15 protein-coding genes are annotated in these 16,535 nt (G+C 49.0%); 11 read left to right on the top strand and 4 right to left on the bottom strand.

The genetic code is table 11. The features are described from left to right. Positions 1-39: 39 nt before the first annotated feature. The 4 genes from PQG83_RS03780 to PQG83_RS03795 are packed head-to-tail and all read right to left on the bottom strand — an operon-like array spanning position 40 to position 4,695. On the bottom strand, positions 40-1,413 hold the full coding sequence (locus tag PQG83_RS03780; RefSeq protein WP_312746937.1) for a DUF4340 domain-containing protein: 1,374 nt from the start codon (positions 1,411-1,413) through the stop codon (positions 40-42). A 1-nt stretch (position 1,414) separates the two neighbouring features. Further along, positions 1,415-2,923: a GldG family protein gene (locus PQG83_RS03785; RefSeq protein WP_312746939.1), complete on the bottom strand. Its 1,509-nt coding sequence runs from the start codon at positions 2,921-2,923 to the stop codon at positions 1,415-1,417. Between the two features lie 5 nt (positions 2,924-2,928). Further along, positions 2,929-3,699, bottom strand: a complete 771-nt coding sequence (locus tag PQG83_RS03790) for an ABC transporter permease (RefSeq protein WP_312746942.1) — start codon at positions 3,697-3,699, stop codon at positions 2,929-2,931. Positions 3,700-3,726: 27 nt separating this feature from the next. After that, complete coding sequence (locus PQG83_RS03795; RefSeq protein ID WP_312746944.1) at positions 3,727-4,695, bottom strand: ABC transporter ATP-binding protein; 969 nt, start codon at positions 4,693-4,695, stop codon at positions 3,727-3,729. Between the two features lie 243 nt (positions 4,696-4,938). Between PQG83_RS03795 and PQG83_RS03800 the strand changes: the two genes are divergently transcribed. From PQG83_RS03800 to cysE, 11 genes are all read left to right on the top strand, one after another. Continuing rightward, positions 4,939-5,550 (top strand): OmpA family protein, encoded by a 612-nt coding sequence (locus PQG83_RS03800; protein WP_312746948.1) that lies wholly within the window; start codon positions 4,939-4,941, stop codon positions 5,548-5,550. 188 nt (positions 5,551-5,738) lie between these two features. Then, a complete protein-coding gene (locus PQG83_RS03805; protein WP_312746950.1) occupies positions 5,739-6,110 on the top strand; it encodes a hypothetical protein in 372 nt (123 codons plus the stop codon). 352 nt (positions 6,111-6,462) lie between these two features. Beyond that, a complete protein-coding gene (locus PQG83_RS03810) occupies positions 6,463-7,254 on the top strand; it encodes an ElyC/SanA/YdcF family protein (RefSeq protein WP_312746953.1) in 792 nt (263 codons plus the stop codon). 1,392 nt (positions 7,255-8,646) lie between these two features. Further along, entirely contained in the window at positions 8,647-9,234 is a 588-nt protein-coding gene (locus PQG83_RS03815; RefSeq protein ID WP_312746956.1) for a KdsC family phosphatase, read from the top strand. 140 nt (positions 9,235-9,374) lie between these two features. Continuing rightward, positions 9,375-10,823: a mannose-1-phosphate guanylyltransferase/mannose-6-phosphate isomerase gene (locus tag PQG83_RS03820; RefSeq protein ID WP_312746959.1), complete on the top strand. Its 1,449-nt coding sequence runs from the start codon at positions 9,375-9,377 to the stop codon at positions 10,821-10,823. A gap of 23 nt (positions 10,824-10,846) precedes the next feature. Further along, positions 10,847-12,244: a phosphomannomutase/phosphoglucomutase gene (locus PQG83_RS03825; RefSeq protein WP_312746962.1), complete on the top strand. Its 1,398-nt coding sequence runs from the start codon at positions 10,847-10,849 to the stop codon at positions 12,242-12,244. 265 nt (positions 12,245-12,509) lie between these two features. After that, positions 12,510-13,517 (top strand): class 1 fructose-bisphosphatase, encoded by a 1,008-nt coding sequence (fbp, locus tag PQG83_RS03830; RefSeq protein WP_312746964.1) that lies wholly within the window; start codon positions 12,510-12,512, stop codon positions 13,515-13,517. A gap of 16 nt (positions 13,518-13,533) precedes the next feature. Beyond that, positions 13,534-14,559, top strand: coding sequence for a PIN/TRAM domain-containing protein (locus PQG83_RS03835; protein ID WP_312746966.1), 1,026 nt, complete (start codon positions 13,534-13,536; stop codon positions 14,557-14,559). Then, positions 14,552-15,256, top strand: a complete 705-nt coding sequence (gene ispD, locus PQG83_RS03840) for a 2-C-methyl-D-erythritol 4-phosphate cytidylyltransferase (RefSeq protein ID WP_312746968.1) — start codon at positions 14,552-14,554, stop codon at positions 15,254-15,256. The genes PQG83_RS03835 and ispD overlap by 8 nt, the downstream gene beginning before the upstream one ends. Positions 15,257-15,311: 55 nt before the next feature. Further along, the gene (gene ispF, locus PQG83_RS03845) at positions 15,312-15,794 is read left to right on the top strand and encodes a 2-C-methyl-D-erythritol 2,4-cyclodiphosphate synthase (protein ID WP_312746971.1); all 483 of its coding nucleotides are present in this window, start codon (positions 15,312-15,314) and stop codon (positions 15,792-15,794) included. A gap of 47 nt (positions 15,795-15,841) precedes the next feature. Continuing rightward, complete coding sequence (cysE, locus tag PQG83_RS03850) at positions 15,842-16,492, top strand: serine O-acetyltransferase (RefSeq protein WP_312746973.1); 651 nt, start codon at positions 15,842-15,844, stop codon at positions 16,490-16,492. Positions 16,493-16,535 lie beyond the last annotated feature (43 nt).

The raw sequence follows: 16,535 nt of genomic DNA on the forward strand, positions 1-16,535 counted from the left end.
TTAAGGCCTGAAGCGGCGATGGAGGAGTGGGCAGGAAGTCTATTCGGTTGAGCCCGCCTGTCGTATCAGTTGGGTTTTGGAGGGTATTTGATCGAGAATCGTCGATCGCACCTGGTATAAACCCGGGAGGCTTGATCCCTCTGCAAAGACCAGGCCTCCTTCTCTCTTTCCTAACATTAATTGTCCGATTTCCTGTCCCTTGCGGTTCATGCCAGAAATAGTGGCGGTGGGTGAGGCCATCCCATTGTCTGTTGAGGCGGAAGAGGAATCAGGGTGGAATATTTCTGCTGGGACGTCCACGATCCGGCTGACAAAAAGCTTCACAAATTCCTGGTTTATCTCTGCTGAGGGATTGCCATCCAAGATCCACTCATCGTGTTGATTAATGAGGACATAATGATCCTGTGGGGTGTGGACTGTCAGCATCGCAATATCGGCGATTTCCATACCAAAGAGACGCTTATCCTGAAAATAAAACATTCCCTGGGTGACGGGCTGCAAAATGGCCGGGGGGATCTCGAATAAGGGACTGTTGTCGGAGGTGATCGCGTACGCTTTTTCTGCATCCCCAAAGTGATACAGTTCCAGATGGTGAGTGCGCGTTCCTTCTATGACCTGGACTGTAGCATGGGAGCGTATCGGTTGACTGAGAATACGTTGTTTGTCTTCTTCATCATCAATGAACCCTGTTGCCGCAAGCCCTCCTAAGTCCATGAGGAGGGTACCTACGGCGGTTTTATCTGCTGGTCCCTTGACGGGGCTCTTGAACATCCAGTTCGGGGTTAAGCTATGGGCTCCCGCCACTCGCGTCATGACCATGGTGTTTGCCCCGTCCTGAATGTGCAGCTCCAAGACCCGGTCCCGGTCGAAAAACAGCAGGTCTTTCAGGCGGAAGTTCGTGAGGGACTTTTGGGCAAAGGTCATGACATCCAATGTCGTGAGCACGACCTCATTGTCTGGTTTGGTTTGGACATATAAAGATGGGGCAAAAGGACCCGCATCGCCTAAGGCCATTTTCTGCGAATCGGTCGGTGTTTCCAGGGTGAGGGTCAGGTAAGGCGGATCCAGCCCGTAAGCGGGTAAATTGGTCGGGCCATCCTCGATATGCCGTTTAATTTTCCCGATTGTCAGGGCACGCAAGATTCGACGAATTTCACGGGCGTCGGCCGGGGACTGCATGGGTTCGGTTATCATCCACCGCCATTGGTCGTCACGCTTCAGCCGGATGGTTTCCGTATGACCCTCCCAGGTGATGTGCGTAATGTCTCGGTCATCAAACGGCAAAATTTGTCGTTCCTGGGTTTCCTGTTTTTCCAGTTGCCGGGATTGTGGAATATCAACGAGGAGGATATAGCCTCCTAATGCAAGGACGACCAGAGCCAGGACGAGCGTCACTCGAATGGGATTTAACATGTTACAGACTTCGCCGCCTTTTCCAAACGGATAGACCGAGAAATAAAGTGAGGAGTGGAAGGAACAGGACTTGAAAAAACACGAGTACTTGTTCCTGCGAGGGATTCGGTATGAATGGATGAAAGGCCGGATCTTTTGGTGTCAGAGAAACCAGGGCGTCTTCTTGGGCGAGCCAGGCAACGGCTTTTAAGAAAAAGTCCGTGTTGCCAGGATAGGTCAAATACCCATTGGTTGCAAAGGCGGCATTGCCCACGATTAAGACGGCGGGTTGGGCCGGTGGAGTCTGCTCGATGGGTTTGCGGATCAGGAGGCCAGCGACCGTATACGGACCTTTGGCGTCTTCTCCCGCCGTGAATTCCGGTTGAGGACTCTTCAGGTCCATTTCTTCCCAACTTTCCGGAGACGTTTGCGCTAAGGAGACAAACTCCCAGGCCTTTCCTTGTGCCGCGTCAAAAGTGACTGAGCGGGACACGGGAAACAGGATGGGAGTCGTGAAGTCTTCGGTGATGTCATGGGTGGTAAAGGTGCGAACGAGTAAGGCAGTGGGACTGCCACGTCCCAGGCGATCTTGCTCATCAGCCAGGATGCCGGTTCCCAATTGAATGCCCCACGGTGTGAATAGGGGATCTAATGAGGTGCCGCTGCCTGGATCGTCCATCACCAGTACCCGTCCTCCTTTTTCCAGATATTGGCTCATCCGGTGTTGGTCCTCAGGGGATATGGATTCTGTGGAGGAGGCAACGATGAGCACTGCCGCCTCGTGAGAAGCCGTGTCCTGCCAATCCACCGTCCCGACCGCATAGCCTTGTTTGGTCAGGGCATCGCCGGCACGAGATAATCCTGACGATTCGGTATCGGATAGACTTTTTTCGCCATGGCCCGTGACAAAAGCAATGCGCTTTTTCTTGTCCTGTGTGACGCGGAGGAGCGCATTGGTCATGTCGGCTTCAGAAGACCGTTGGAGATAGACCTTTTGGGGGCCACTTTCCACAACGACGGTATCGATGCGCGTCACTTGATACTCTTTTGCCTTGTCTGGTTGGCGTTCGGGATCGATGAATGCCAGTGTGATGAGCGGACTCTCCTTCGCATATGTCGTCAATAGATCCTGGTAGCCGCCATAACCCGGACTCCCTTCATGGGTGAAAACCGTCATTTTCACCTCTCTTGGAAGAGTTCGAAGGACTTGATACGTCTGTCGGCTTAAGGTGAAATTCTGCGTCTCTGAGAAGTCCCATTCCGGCGCATGCTTGGCTGCGAGGAAATTGAGTAAGGCCACGACGACGCCGGCAAGCAGCACCGAAAACAGGCTGTGTGCGCCGAGTCGGGTAGAGCGGGTTCGAGCTAACGCGGTGAGGCTACGAAAATGGAAGGCAAAATAGCCCAGGAGGCAGACGGTTCCCACGCCGAGCAGGATTGAGGAGAGGCTCTCTGCAGCAGGATAGACCAACGGGAGCCCCAGTCCTACCAGGGCGATTATCATTCCGGCTATTCCGAGAATTGAAGACACCCGCGTTATTTCCATCGGTAGGCGTCGACGGCTTGGTGAGCAGCAAACCACATAAACGCTATGCCGGAGACGTAATAAAGAATATCTTTGAGGTTGAACAGCCCACGAATCAATCGTTCATAATGTTCGCTAAAAGAAAGATAGGACAGAATGTGTCCGATTGTGGTGTCCCCAACAATGCCCCCTAATGCCCCAAGCATCCAGAGACCTAAAATGCAGCCAAAGCTTAAAAAAGCCGCAATAATTTGATTTTCGGTCAATGCCGAGGCAAACAGACCAATGGATATCAGAAGGGCTCCTTGGAGAAACAGAGCGACATACCCAAGATAGATGGGTCGCCAATCGAAGGTTGCATAGGCGGAAAGCGTTATCGGGATGAGGCTTGTCAGGGATAACAGGCCGCTATAGACGATAATCACGCTCATGAACTTTCCAGACACAATTTCATTTACGCCAATGGGAGACGTGAGAAGGAGTTCGAAGGTTCGAAGTTTGCGTTCTTCGGCGAAGAGACGCATGGTGAGTAATGGGAGAATAATCATGAGGATGAGGTTCATGCTTCGAAAGAGGGGTCTGAACAGCATATCATTGAGATTGAGTTGTGCGTAGGTGTTTTGTATTTGCATCAGGCGGATAGCCTGGTTACTTGCATTGGCGGCCGCGGAATAGGCCAACAGCCCCACGATAGCTAAAAAGATGGCCGCAATAACATAAACCACGGGAGACACAAACGCACTTCGTAATTCTTTGGCAACAATCGTGTGAACGGGAGTCATAATGAGCGTAATCCGGCTATACAGCAGTTAGTGGGGTCCATCAGGCGTACTAGTCATGCTGGGACCGCTTGGCGTGTTGGTTTGTGTGAGCACCTTAAACGCATCCTCAAGAGTGAGAGGTTGGGTTTTTAATTCCAGAAGGCCCACATTTCTGGAGACGATTAATTGGGTTAATTCCTCCCGGATATCCCGCCCCATTTGCGTGTCCAGAAGATAGGTGTGAGCCGTTGCTCCTTGAGAGACCCGGATGACTCCAGGAATATGGTGCAGCGCCTCCAACAGGTCCGGGTCGGATTGCTTTACGGTTAGACTGAGCGTTTCCGATTCACGGAGTTTGGTCCCTAATTGTTCCGGGGTGTCCACGGCTACAATGCGGCCACGGTGAATGATAATGACACGCTGGCAAATAGCGGTGGCCTCGGCCAATAGATGTGTACTGAGAATGATGGTGTGGGAGCCCGCCAGGCTTTTAATGAGTTCCCGGATCTCAATAATTTGATTCGGGTCCAGCCCTGTCGTTGGTTCGTCCAAAATCAAAACGGGAGGATTGTGCAACAGGGCTTGTGCCAAGCCAACGCGTTGTCGATATCCACGGGATAAATGTCCGATGACTCGTCCCCGGACCTCTGCCAGGCCCGTTTGGGTGATGATCGTATCCATCCGTTCGGTCAATTGGTCCTCAGAAAGTCGTTTAATTCTCCCCACAAAAGTCAAATATTCCGTGACGGTCAGTTCCAGATACAGAGGAGGAGTTTCGGGGAGATACCCGATATGTTTTTTGACCTCCCAGGGGGTTTCCAGGCAATCAAACCCTGCAATGCGGACGGTTCCAAGGGTTGGGGGCATGAACCCCGTCAGAATACGCATTGTCGTAGTTTTTCCTGCGCCATTTGGCCCAAGAAACGCCACGATCTCCCCCTTGTTGATGGAGAAAGAGATGTCATCCAAGGCGGTTGCGTTCCCATAGCGTTTGGTCACATGTTGAACGTCAATCATAGGGATGCCCAGCAAGTTGTGTCGTGAAATGGTGAGAAAAGTGACGTTAAAATGAATAGCTCGACAGGAGTCCGATCATACCTATGTGAAAAAAAATCCGTCAAGTTTAAACATGAGGGCAGTGACGATTGAGATTGACTCTTTTAATGAAAGTTGTATGATAGCTCCAGTTATAGGGATTTATGAGGTATGCGAGTAAGGGACCTTCTACCCTGCCTTGGGAGAGTGGAGTAACGGCCACCATTGAGGAAGTTGTTTCAGGGAAAATATGCGATCCTTGGGCTGTTGGTTGCCATTCTGAGCGGGTGTAGTTCCTGGCATCATGTATCCATCTTCAGCCACAGTGCCGAGCCAGTCGAGGAGTCTCCCGATTCCTCTCCTGCGTCGGTGGTGAATGCCCCTGCCGTTTCTGTGCCCCAACCGGAACCCTCTGTTCCAATCGTTTCCCAACCTCAAATATCAGAAATCCCGCCGGCAACAAATGACATCAGTTCTCAAACTGCCAATCCTTCCCTTCTCCCCTCGACGTTGGAAGATGTTTTTTTTGATTACGACCAATATTATATCCGGAGTGAGGCTGTTCCTATCCTGATGCAGAACGCGGAAATACTTCTGAATCGGCACGCTACTCGTACCGTCCTGATTGAAGGGCATTGTGATGAGCGTGGAACCGAAGAATATAATCTCATCCTGGGTGAGCGTCGCGCGATGGCGGTGAAGAATTACCTGGTGGATTTAGGTGTGAACGCCTCATCTATTCGAATCCTAAGCTTGGGAAAAAATGAACCGTTTTGTCTTCAACCCACTCGTGAATGTTTTCAAAAGAATAGACGGGCTCACTTCGTGTTGAAGTAATACTGTAAAATTTCCACATAAATTATGTGTGTAAGAGGACGTCTTTTTGAACTCATATGACTGGTCCATCATGGCCGTCCATCCTTTTAGGTTATTGAAGGGGTCAAAACCGCGGGATATTTTGGGAGAAAATTTGCAAGTCTCTCAACAATATTTTTGCCCTTTTCCTCAAGATGAGGAGGATGTCTATGCGGGTTTGGTCCTTAATAATCTGGTTCTTCCTGTTGCTTCCCTCGTCCGCTTTCTCGGAAGTATGGGATTTTTCCTGTACCGAGGCTGTCTCCCTTTTGAGGGCTGCCCAGGAGCAGGTCGTCCGGAAGCATGACCAATTGCAAGAAGCTAAATTTAGTCTCCGGCATGCTCCCAAAGAATTTGATGGATGCAGGCGGAGCCGTCGTGGTTTTCAAGGGGGAGAGATTCATTGTGTGACTCATCAATCCCCCCAAGGAAATCTACTGAAAGATATTCTTGTTGCGCAACGAAGCCTTGATGTCTCTATCCAGGATTTCAAAAAACACCAAAAAGGGCTGGTTCTTTCCTGCTCGGAGTCTTCGCCCTAATCCGATATTCTTTTTTCTTACCTCCGATTTGCGCGGTAGGTACCCCCTCTCAGGGTGGCACTGTATCGATCCTGCTACCAAAAGTTTTCTTCCATTGAAACCCGGGACAGCCATTGCTTTTTTCCCCCGCAGTGAGTCGCTTTGATCATCGCCTCGCGCACCCATCCCGTGGAGAGATCATGGTTGTTTTGGGCCTCATGCTCGACGCGAATGATGCTGGCTCCGGGCCAATCCACCTTGTGTCAACCAAGAAAAAAAAATGGAAAAATTCGTATAATCGTCGATCTGTGCCACGAAAAGTATTGGGGGAGTTTTCCAATCATCAATATCGATAGGAGGAATGGAACATTTGATGCTCAGTCTTAAAAAGATTCTGGCCTCATTTTTTTCTCCTCTCTCTCTGTGTATAGAGATCATAGTTTGCGGGCTGGTCTTTTTGTATTTTTCCCGCAAGCAATATCTTGGGAAAGTCCTGGTCTCCCTGGGATTCATTCTGCTTGTCATCAGCGGTTATGAAGGAATCTCAGGGCGTATCATACGTACGTTGGAGTCCCAATATCCTCCTATTAATCTTTCCCAGGTGCTGACTTCTGGGAATATCACAAATACACAAGAATCCCTGAAATGGATTGTTGTCCTGGCCAGCGGCACTGCAGGAGATGCCACGTTGCCTTATCAGCTTCGAGTGTCTCATCATTCCCGTGTTCGATTAATGGAAGGCATTCGGCTTCATCGCATGCTCCCCGGAAGTAAAATCATTCTGACAGGCGGGACGGGGTTTGAGGGGTCTCCTGAAGCGACCACAATGAGTCGAGTTGCCGAGGAATTAGGGGTCAATCGGGCAGATATGGTTCTGGAGGTTGAATCCCGTGATACCAAGGACCATCCTCTGTATGTTCGGGATATCGTCCATGATGAGCCTTTTATCTTGGTGACAAGTGCTTTCCACATGCCACGTGCGGTCAAATTATTCGAGAAACAGGGTCTATTTCCAATTCCGGCTTCCACAGGACAATGGGTTCCTCCTATGCAGTTTTGGTCTTTAGTGAACTTTTTCCCGAGTTCCTCTGGAGTGCGCCTTGCCGAATTGGCTTATCATGAATATATGGGATTATTGGAGGCCTGGGTTCAAGATCAGATTTAAAAGAAGCAGCGGTGAGACCCTGAATCTTGACCTTTTAAGGCGAATAAAAAATCAATTGAGAGGGTGAATGCCCCTGCACTGGATAGGATGAACGAATGGCCTAATTTCTTAGCTCAGGCTATCCGATAGAGATACCAAAGAATGGAGTCTGTGGTTTGGTTCACAATATGGCTGGGACTTTTGGGAGAGTAGCAAAGCAATGATTTGGCAAAGATGGGCGGGAGGAGCCCTCGTGATGTTTCTGAGTGTTTTTTTTCTGGGGGGGTGTAGTATATGGGAATCGTATTATCATCCAAACCATGGTTCCACTCGTGCGGATCGTATTTGCCATCCCTATGGAGACTGCCTACAAGGGGAGTGGGTTTCCACTGAGGGAGGAGTTGCGGATCCAATTGAAACGCATTCAGCCTGTGTTGCGAGGGTTTCTGCAGAACAGGGGAGTGATTGGAAGAGAGATTCGGTTACCCAGGGATTGGAAATAGGTGAGTGTATGGAACGACAAGGGTTTATTCTCAAACCGTGATAATACGAGAAAGCTTTATGAAGTCATTTTCAGCACATGACCTCCCGCTACTCATCTGCACACCGCTCTCCTGGCTTCTCCGTGTTGAATGAGGCTCAGGAAATTGGGGATTCCGCCTCTACAAGCTTAACTCTCCTGGCCATTTGTATCCGTTGCGGTTATGCAAATTGTGGCCTGAATGGTTTCCTCCGGTTTAAGGCTGAACGAAACTTTTTCTCGAATGGTTCCCCCTCCTTTGGGATTGGTCGCCCTGATCTCTTTATATTTGAGTAATCCTTTTCCTATATCCTGGTAAATGGTAGTCTTGGCAAGATTGGTTAATGCCTGGCCGTTGGCTTTTGTTGTGGGTTCAATATACGAAATGCTGACAACAGGATTTGATGCCGTAACGGTGATTTGGGCAGATGTGAGACAGTTCGAGGCATCTCTTATTTCAAAAGACGAAACCTGCGGAGATAGGGGTTGAGACCCATCTGAGGAAACGACTGCGTGAGTTGGCTCTGAGGCTGTATCGGCTTGAGGTAGGTTTTCGCTGGGGGATGGGAGCTCTGAGGGAAGGCAAGATGGGCGTAGCCAACATAGTACAGTGTCCAGTCTTTGCTGAGATTGGGGGGATGAACAGGAAAGAAGACTGGAACAAAGAGCTAAGATCATGAGGAATCGAAAATAACAAATCACAGATAAACCTTGTTTAAGTCGGTTTTACAAAACTGGATTATGGAAATAATAAAAACGGTCGATTGATTGTTAAATTTGGCTGCCTACGAATTTTATCCTTCCTGTGGTCTTAACGGAAGGCCTGCCTTAAACTTAAGCGTATGCTTAGGATTGCCCTATGAATTGTGAATGAGAAAGGTAGAAATGAACAGGTGAGAAAAAACCACGCAATCGCTTCTTTATCCAAATCCAAAGGGGCAAAAACAGTACGTCTTCTCAAAAAAAAGATTGATTCTCCACGGTCGGTAATTAGACCAGAGAAAGTGTTCAAAGAGCTGAGATTATTTGCAACGGATGTGGATGGGGTTCTGACCGATGCCGGCATGTACTATGGGGAATCGGGAGAAGAATTGAAAAAGTTCCATACGCGTGATGGTATGGGGATTAAGCTCTTACAAGCCCAAGGGGTAATCACGGCTATCATTACCATGGAAAACACCAGAATTGTCGCTCGCCGAGGAAAGAAATTAGGCATTCCCGAAGTCTTTCAAGGTGCCAAAGATAAGGTGGCCATTTTGCGCCATTTGTCTGAAAAGTACGGGATTCCTTTTTCACAGATGGCCTACATTGGGGATGATGTGAATGACGTGGAGGCCCTGAAAACGGTGGGATACGCCGCAGCTCCCGCGGATTGTGTAGCGCAAGTCCGTCAGGTTGTGCATTATGTCTGCAAAAAAAATGGAGGTGAGGGAGCTGTTCGAGAAATAATCGATAGAATTTTGGCTGCAAAAGGCTCTTAGTAGCCCTACAAGTATTTAGTGGATTTTTAAATGGCATATTCCGATAATCTTTCTTATGAGCTTTTAACCTTTGTTATTTGAGTATGGTCTTGTATTGGGTCCATTGACTGTTTGAAACGACTGGAGGAGAGGGACCGAACATGAATCCTCATGTCTATGGAGTGATTTTGGCCGGGGGGAGTGGTACCCGGTTTTGGCCGTTGAGCCGGGAACGATTTCCTAAGCAATTATTGAGAATTTTGGGAGAAGGAACCCTCCTTCAACAGACGTTTGAGCGTCTATTACAGAATATCCCCGCGAATCGGATGGCCATTGTCACCAACGCCGTTCAAGCGGAATCCATCAAACTTCAACTCAATCAGTGGAAAGATGACATTGCTGGGAATGTCATCCTTGAGCCGGAAGGAAGAAATACGGCACCGGCGATCGCTCTCGCGGCCCTACAATTGATACATCAAGATCCTGAAGCCGTGATGGTGGTGGTGCCGGCAGATCATGTCGTGAAGGCCTCCAAAAAATTTATGCGAGCCGTGCAATTTGCCAGTGAATTGGCGATGGGTGGGCATCTGGTCACGTTTGGGATTCAGCCGACTCGTCCTGAAACAGGGTATGGCTATATTCAGCCTTTGAGGCGAATGAGGGTTGGAGCCAAGGGCCCCTTCATCGGGTATTCGGTGGCTCGCTTTGTTGAAAAGCCGAACCTCCCAACTGCCAAACGATACTTTCGATCTGGAAATTATTTTTGGAATAGCGGTATTTTTGTCTGGAAAGCTTCTCAAATTTTATCAGAATTAGCCTTTCACCAACCGGCGTTATCCAAATTGTTGAATGGTTTACAAGACAAGATGGGAAGTGAGGATTTTCCCTCCCACCTTCGGAAGGTCTATGCAAAAGTCGAATCGCTTTCTATTGACAATGCGGTGATGGAACATTCTTCTCGAAGCGTGGTGATACCGATAGACTTTGGTTGGTCGGATGTGGGGAGTTGGAGCAGCCTGGAAGAAGTGGTGCCTTTGGATAAAGATGGAAATGTCCGGAATGGAAATATTATAGATCTGGGAAGCCGCGATTCGGTGCTGTTTGCGGATCGAAGGGTCGTAGCAACAATTGGCCTCGACAATATGGTGGTGGTGGATACGCCCGATGCCACCCTGGTCTGTCCGAAAGATCGTGCGCAAGATGTCAAAGCTATTGTCAATCTGTTGAAGCGACAGGGCGCCCCTGAACATTTAGAACATCGAACCGTGCATCGTCCTTGGGGTTCCTATACCGTCATGGAAGAGGGTAAAGGTTACAAAGTTAAACGTATTGAAGTCGCACCTGGAAAACGGCTTTCCCTTCAACTCCATCATCAACGCAGTGAGCATTGGGTGGTCATTGCAGGGACGGCCCGGGTGACTCGTGGCGAAGAAGTCTACGACTTGCAAGCCGGAATGAGTACTGGGATAGCCAAGGAAACGCCGCATCGTTTAGAAAATCCCGGGCAGATCCCTTTAGAGATTATTGAAATTCAAAATGGTCCCTACCTTGGAGAAGATGATATCGTTCGACTTCAGGACGATTTTGGTCGATTACGACCCAGTAGGTAGGATTCAGAAGGAAAGACAGCCGGATGGGAATTTTTCGGGAATATGATATTCGCGGGATTGTTGCACACGATTTAGGTCCTGATGTGGTTGAACGAATCGGCCGTGCCTATGCGACCCTGGCTAGAGCACGCGGTGTCTACAATATCGCGGTGGGGCGGGATGGCCGTTTAACTTCATCAGCACTTCGGGATCATCTTGTTGCCGGCCTGACTCGTTCAGGGATTAATGTACTTGATCTTGGCCTATGTGCGACCCCCTTACTGTATTTTTCTTTGTTTTCCTGTGATGTCGACGGGGGTATCATGATTACCGGCAGTCACAATGCAGCTGAGTATAACGGGTTTAAGATGTGTATAGGCCGGGAAGCACTGTACGGGGCTGATATACAGAAATTACAGGAAATTTATGAGAGCGGCGAGTTCGCATCCGGGTCAGGAACGGTGTTAACGCAAACCATCATTCCGGAATATCTCAAATTTTTACAAGAACATTTTTCTTCTCTGAAAGCCCAGGGACTTCGGGTTGTGATTGATTGCGGAAATGGGGCGGCGTCTCTGTTTGCCAAAGAAGCTTTGGAACAATTGGGATGCGATGTGACCGGATTGTATTGCGATTTAGATGGTCATTTTCCCAACCATCATCCGGACCCCACTGTGCTGGATAATCTCAAGGACCTGATTAAGATGGTCAAAGAAACCGGGGCTGATGTGGGAATCGGGTACGATGGTGATGCCGACCGAATTGGCGTCATTGATGAACAGGGGCAGATTATGTGGGGTGACCGGTTATTACTCCTTTTTGCCCGGGATGTGCTGGATGATCATCCAGGGTGTTCCATTATTTCAGAGGTGAAAGCCTCTCAGGGGTTGTATGACGATATTCAAAAACAGGGTGGACGGGGTATTATGTGGAAGACGGGACATTCCATCATCAAAGCCAAAATGAAAGAGGAAAAGGCGTTGCTTGCCGGGGAGATGTCGGGTCACCTGTTTTTTGCCGATCGGTACTATGGATATGACGATGCCATTTATGCTTCTTGTCGGCTTATCGAAATTCTTGTGAAACGGAAGAAGCCCCTGTCTTCGCTGTTGGCTGATATTCCTCAAACGGTGGTGACTCCTGAAATTCGAGTAGATTGTCCGGATGATCAAAAATTTTCATTAGTCGAAATGGTGAAAATCCGTTTGATGCATGCGGCTAACACGCAAAATTCGAAGACATCAGTTTTGCCCATTCGTGACATCATTACCATTGATGGCATTCGTGTCCGTTTTGACGAAGGATGGGGCCTGATTCGAGCCTCGAATACTCAACCAGCATTGGTCCTTCGCTTTGAAGCCTCTTCCCACACTCATCTCACTCAAATTCAGGCCTACCTGGAAGGACAACTTTCTGAAGCCACGGTAGATCTCACCACCTAAGCTCTCCCCGAATTATTGACCTTTTTATTTCAGATCGTGTCTGTGGGCATTCTCAACCCCTTCTGGTGAAGGCGTCGTCAATTCGATCAGGAACTTTTGTGGTATCCATCACCATAAAAGCTCGGCGTTTAATATGCCAGCGGGATTTATTCGTGAGAATATTTCTTTCCGACCGAAACGCGATTTTCTCTCGAACGTGCGTTGCTCCTTTATGCGGAAAAGCATATAATGAAAAACCTCTAGTATCGTCTATGGATCATGATTGATGACTCCGCGTTTTTCCTTATCGACACATACCTTCCGTGAGCAAGCCCCTATTCCTGGAACCTCCGGTGAATTTTCCCGCATCATCATGCAAATTGCACTGGGCGGGAAACTCATTGCCCAGGATCTTCGAAAAGCCGGGTTGAGTCAATTCCTGGGTTCTACGGGGTTAATTAATGTGCAAGGCGAAGAGGTCCAAAAGTTGGACGAACGGGCCAATCAGATATTTTTGGATGTGTTTGAGCACATGGAACTGGTGAGTACGCTGGTTTCAGAGGAAATGGAAAAGCCCTACCTCATCAAAGAAGCCGATGGTCAAGGACGGTATGCGGTCTTTTTGGATCCTTTGGATGGCTCGTCTAATATTGATGTCAACGCGTCTTTAGGGTCCATTTTTTCCATTCACCGCCTTTCCGTTGAGGGTTTCCCAACTTCTGAAGATGCTTTGCGAAAAAAAGGGTGCGATCAGGTGGCTGCCGGATATGTCTTGTATGGATCGAGTGTGCTTTTAGTGTATACCTGCGGCCATGGTGTGCACCAATTCACGTTGGATCAGGAGGCCGGGGAGTTTTTCCTCTCAGCCAAAAATATTCAAATTCCCAAGCATGGGAAAATTTATAGTGTGAATGAAGGTAATTACCAAAAATGGTCTGCCGGCACTCAGCAATTTCTTGACTATCTTCACGAAGTCGATGTTCAGACAGGCAGACCATACACCAGCCGTTATTCCGGGTGTTTTGTGGCTGATGTGCATCGTGTGTTGTGCAAGGGTGGTCTCTATATGTATCCGGGAGAGCAGAAAAACCCTGAGGGAAAATTGAGGCTCATGTATGAAGCCGCACCCTTATCATTTTTGGTTGAACAAGCCGGTGGTATGGGGAGTACGGGTGTTGAGCCCGTCAATCAACTAATACCGAAAGCCCTTCACCAGAGAGTCCCTTTATATATTGGCAGTCAGGATGATGTGACCAAAGCTGAAGCGTTCCTGCGGTCTGAGTCACCGATCTAGGGAAGGAGAATCTCCTATGGTGTTGCGAATGATATTTATAGGCGTTGGGGTGGTCTTAGGTATGGCCTTGGCATGGGGAGCAACCGAGGGCCAAATAGGTATTCTGCTCATGGGCGGGGGAATCGGGGCAGGGGTTGGTGCAATAATTCTGGCTGTGGAACACCGATTGAAGGCCGCGCCTTTACCATTTGTCGTGTGTGGAGGGGGCGGATTAGTTGTTGGTCTCCTTGTGGCGGGGTTGATTGCTTCGGTGACCGGATTAGTCGCACGCTCTCCTAATACCGTCTTTACCCTTTTGGCCAGCTTGGTGATTTTTTTAGGAATCCCTTATTGGGGATTAATCATGGGAATACGATTTGCCACTGAAGGATGGGCTACATCAGCCATTACAACAGGCGGTACGGAGTCGGTTCGCATCAAAAAATTGCTGGATACCAGCGTCATCATCGATGGTCGGATTGCAGATTTGTGCGAAACGGGCTTTATTGAGGGAACCCTTGTCGTTCCACATTTTATTCTCCAGGAGTTACAGCATATTTCGGATTCTTCTGATGGATTAAAGCGGGCACGTGGGAGACGAGGGTTGGATATTTTAAATGTCCTTCAAAAAGTCAGCAACATTAAGGTAGACCTGGTAGAAGATGATTTTCCTCATGTGAAAGAGGTGGATACAAAACTCATTGAACTCGCGAAGCAAATGGATGCAAAGGTGCTGACCAATGATTTTAATCTCAATAAGGTGGCCGGGATCCAAGGCGTCAGGGTGCTGAACATTAATGACTTGTGTAATGCGTTGAAACCGGTGGTTCTCCCCGGTGAGACGATCCGGGTTTTTGTTTTGAAAGAAGGGAAAGAGGCCGGGCAAGGTGTGGCCTATTTAGATGATGGCACCATGGTGGTGGTTGACCATGCCAAGCGATGGATCGGCAAAAATGCGGATGTGATTGTGACGAGTGTTCTGCAAACGAGTGCCGGCCGAATGATTTTTACCCGCCTGAAAGAAGAAACTGAACACGAGGAGTTAAGCTTTTCGCGTGTTTAATTCCGTTGTGGCGGTGATTCCTGCCGCGGGCCTTGGTACCCGCATGGGAGGAAATACTCCCAAGCAATATCTTACTCTTGGTAATCTGCCTCTCTTAGTGCATTCACTCCAGGTTTTTCAACAACTCGAGGAGATCTGCGAAGTCATTCTCTCCGTTCCGGCCTCGGACCGGGAGTATTGCTGGCGTGAAATAGTGAAACCTTTTGGTCTAGAGAAAGTCGCCAAAGTGGTGGCGGGTGGAGCGCGGCGGCAGGATTCTGTCAGAAACGGACTTGCGGCCATATCCGACCGACCCGATGGGGTTTTGGTTCATGATGGTGTCCGTCCCTTTATTGACCAACGCATGGTCAGGAATGTGATCGATTGTGCCGGAAAAACAGGGGCGGCGGTGGTGGCAATGCCGATCCATGATACGGTAAAGCGGGTTGATGCATCTGGGATCATTCAAGAGACGCTGAAGAGGGAAGAACTCTGGCAGATTCAGACACCGCAGGTATTCCGGTATGACTGGCTGGTTGAGGCACATCAACAGGCGCAACAACACCAATGGGACGTCACCGACGATGCGGCCCTCATTGAACGGATGGGTTACCCTGTTTCCGTTGTGGAGGGGAGTTGTTTTAATATAAAAGTGACCAAGCCGGATGATCTGGTGTTTGGGGAAGCCATTTTGGGAACGATTGGAAGCCGAAGGTGAAATTTCAGGCTAGCCTTCATTTACATGGATTTTTTTCGCTCGTCTTTGATGTGATATGAGAGTTGGTCAAGGTTATGATATTCATCCATTCCGGGAAGGCCGTCCCCTGATTTTGGGTGGCGTGGTCGTCCCCCATTCTCTAGGGCTGGATGGGCATTCCGATGCGGATGCCTTAACCCATGCCGTTTGCGACGCCATTCTAGGAGCCATGGGAGAAGGAGATCTTGGAACACGGTACCCAAGTAGTAATCCAGAATACAAAAATCTCTCGAGTTTGGTTATGCTAGGAAGTGTTGCACAATGCCTTCGTGATAAAGGATTTTACCTGGTGAATCTGGATACGGTCATTTTAGCCCAGGCACCGAAATTAGCCCCGTATACGGCCTCGATGCAAGAAAGTCTTGCGAAAGTGCTGCAGGTTTCCCCTTCTCAGGTCAATGTCAAAGTCAAAAGTGGAGAGGGAATTGGAATGATCGGGCGGACAGAAGGCATTGCGACAATGGCCATTTGTCTCATTGAATGCACCACGCCTTTATGAAATGATGCCGTCTCCTTTTCCTTGGGGTATATCCGTATGGTGGGCGTATGCGATGGGTTAAACGAATTACTGAAGATCTACATGCGGTTTTTGAGCGCGATCCGGCGGCAACCAGTCGCTGGGAAGTCTTGCTGGCCTACTCAGGTTTTCATGCATTATTAGCTCATCGGGTGGCTCACTGGTTATGGGGGAAAAACATTCCGATTGTTCCGCGGTTAATTTCGCAACTGGCTCGATGGCTGACCGGTATAGAAATTCATCCAGGCGCTCAGATTGGACGAGGGTTTTTCATTGACCATGGGATGGGGGTCGTGATTGGCGAAACTGCTGTTCTGGGCGACTTTGTCACCCTCTTTCAAGGCGTGACGCTGGGTGGAACCGGGAAAGAACGTGGTAAGCGCCATCCAACATTGGGAAACCATGTGGTCGTTGGAGCTGGAGCAAAAGTGCTTGGGAATATCACGATCGGAGATTTTGTCAAAATTGGAGCCAATTCGGTGGTTCTTCGGTCAGTGCCTTCGAATTCAACGGTCATTGGGATACCCGGCAGAATTATTAAAACCATTGGAGATCGGGTGCCTGAAGCAACCATGGATCATGCCAATATTCCGGATCCGATAGCTGAACGGTTTGATGCGATGGAACAAGAACTCATCGCCCTACGAAAACAGATGGAACAATCTGAGAAGGAATTGTAATGGACGCGAGGGAATGCTTTATATTGTTTTAGAAGGAGAGGTC

Origin of the sequence: Candidatus Nitrospira neomarina, assembly GCF_032051675.1 — a bacterium.
GTDB lineage: Bacteria > Nitrospirota > Nitrospiria > Nitrospirales > UBA8639 > Nitrospira_E > Nitrospira_E neomarina.

What these genes read in the sequence shown, in the direction of transcription:
- PQG83_RS03795 (WP_312746944.1), bottom strand. Translation starts at nt 4,695, where the DNA reads ATGATTGACGTTCAACATGTGACCAAACGCTATGGGAACGCAACCGCC.
- PQG83_RS03810 (WP_312746953.1), top strand. Translation starts at nt 6,463, where the DNA reads ATGCTCAGTCTTAAAAAGATTCTGGCCTCATTTTTTTCTCCTCTCTCT.
- ispF (WP_312746971.1), top strand. Translation starts at nt 15,312, where the DNA reads ATGAGAGTTGGTCAAGGTTATGATATTCATCCATTCCGGGAAGGCCGT.
- PQG83_RS03820 (WP_312746959.1), top strand. Translation starts at nt 9,375, where the DNA reads ATGAATCCTCATGTCTATGGAGTGATTTTGGCCGGGGGGAGTGGTACC.
- PQG83_RS03825 (WP_312746962.1), top strand. Translation starts at nt 10,847, where the DNA reads ATGGGAATTTTTCGGGAATATGATATTCGCGGGATTGTTGCACACGAT.
- cysE (WP_312746973.1), top strand. Translation starts at nt 15,842, where the DNA reads ATGCGATGGGTTAAACGAATTACTGAAGATCTACATGCGGTTTTTGAG.
- PQG83_RS03790 (WP_312746942.1), bottom strand. Translation starts at nt 3,699, where the DNA reads ATGACTCCCGTTCACACGATTGTTGCCAAAGAATTACGAAGTGCGTTT.
- PQG83_RS03835 (WP_312746966.1), top strand. Translation starts at nt 13,534, where the DNA reads ATGGTGTTGCGAATGATATTTATAGGCGTTGGGGTGGTCTTAGGTATG.
- PQG83_RS03805 (WP_312746950.1), top strand. Translation starts at nt 5,739, where the DNA reads ATGCGGGTTTGGTCCTTAATAATCTGGTTCTTCCTGTTGCTTCCCTCG.
- fbp (WP_312746964.1), top strand. Translation starts at nt 12,510, where the DNA reads ATGACTCCGCGTTTTTCCTTATCGACACATACCTTCCGTGAGCAAGCC.
- PQG83_RS03780 (WP_312746937.1), bottom strand. Translation starts at nt 1,413, where the DNA reads ATGTTAAATCCCATTCGAGTGACGCTCGTCCTGGCTCTGGTCGTCCTT.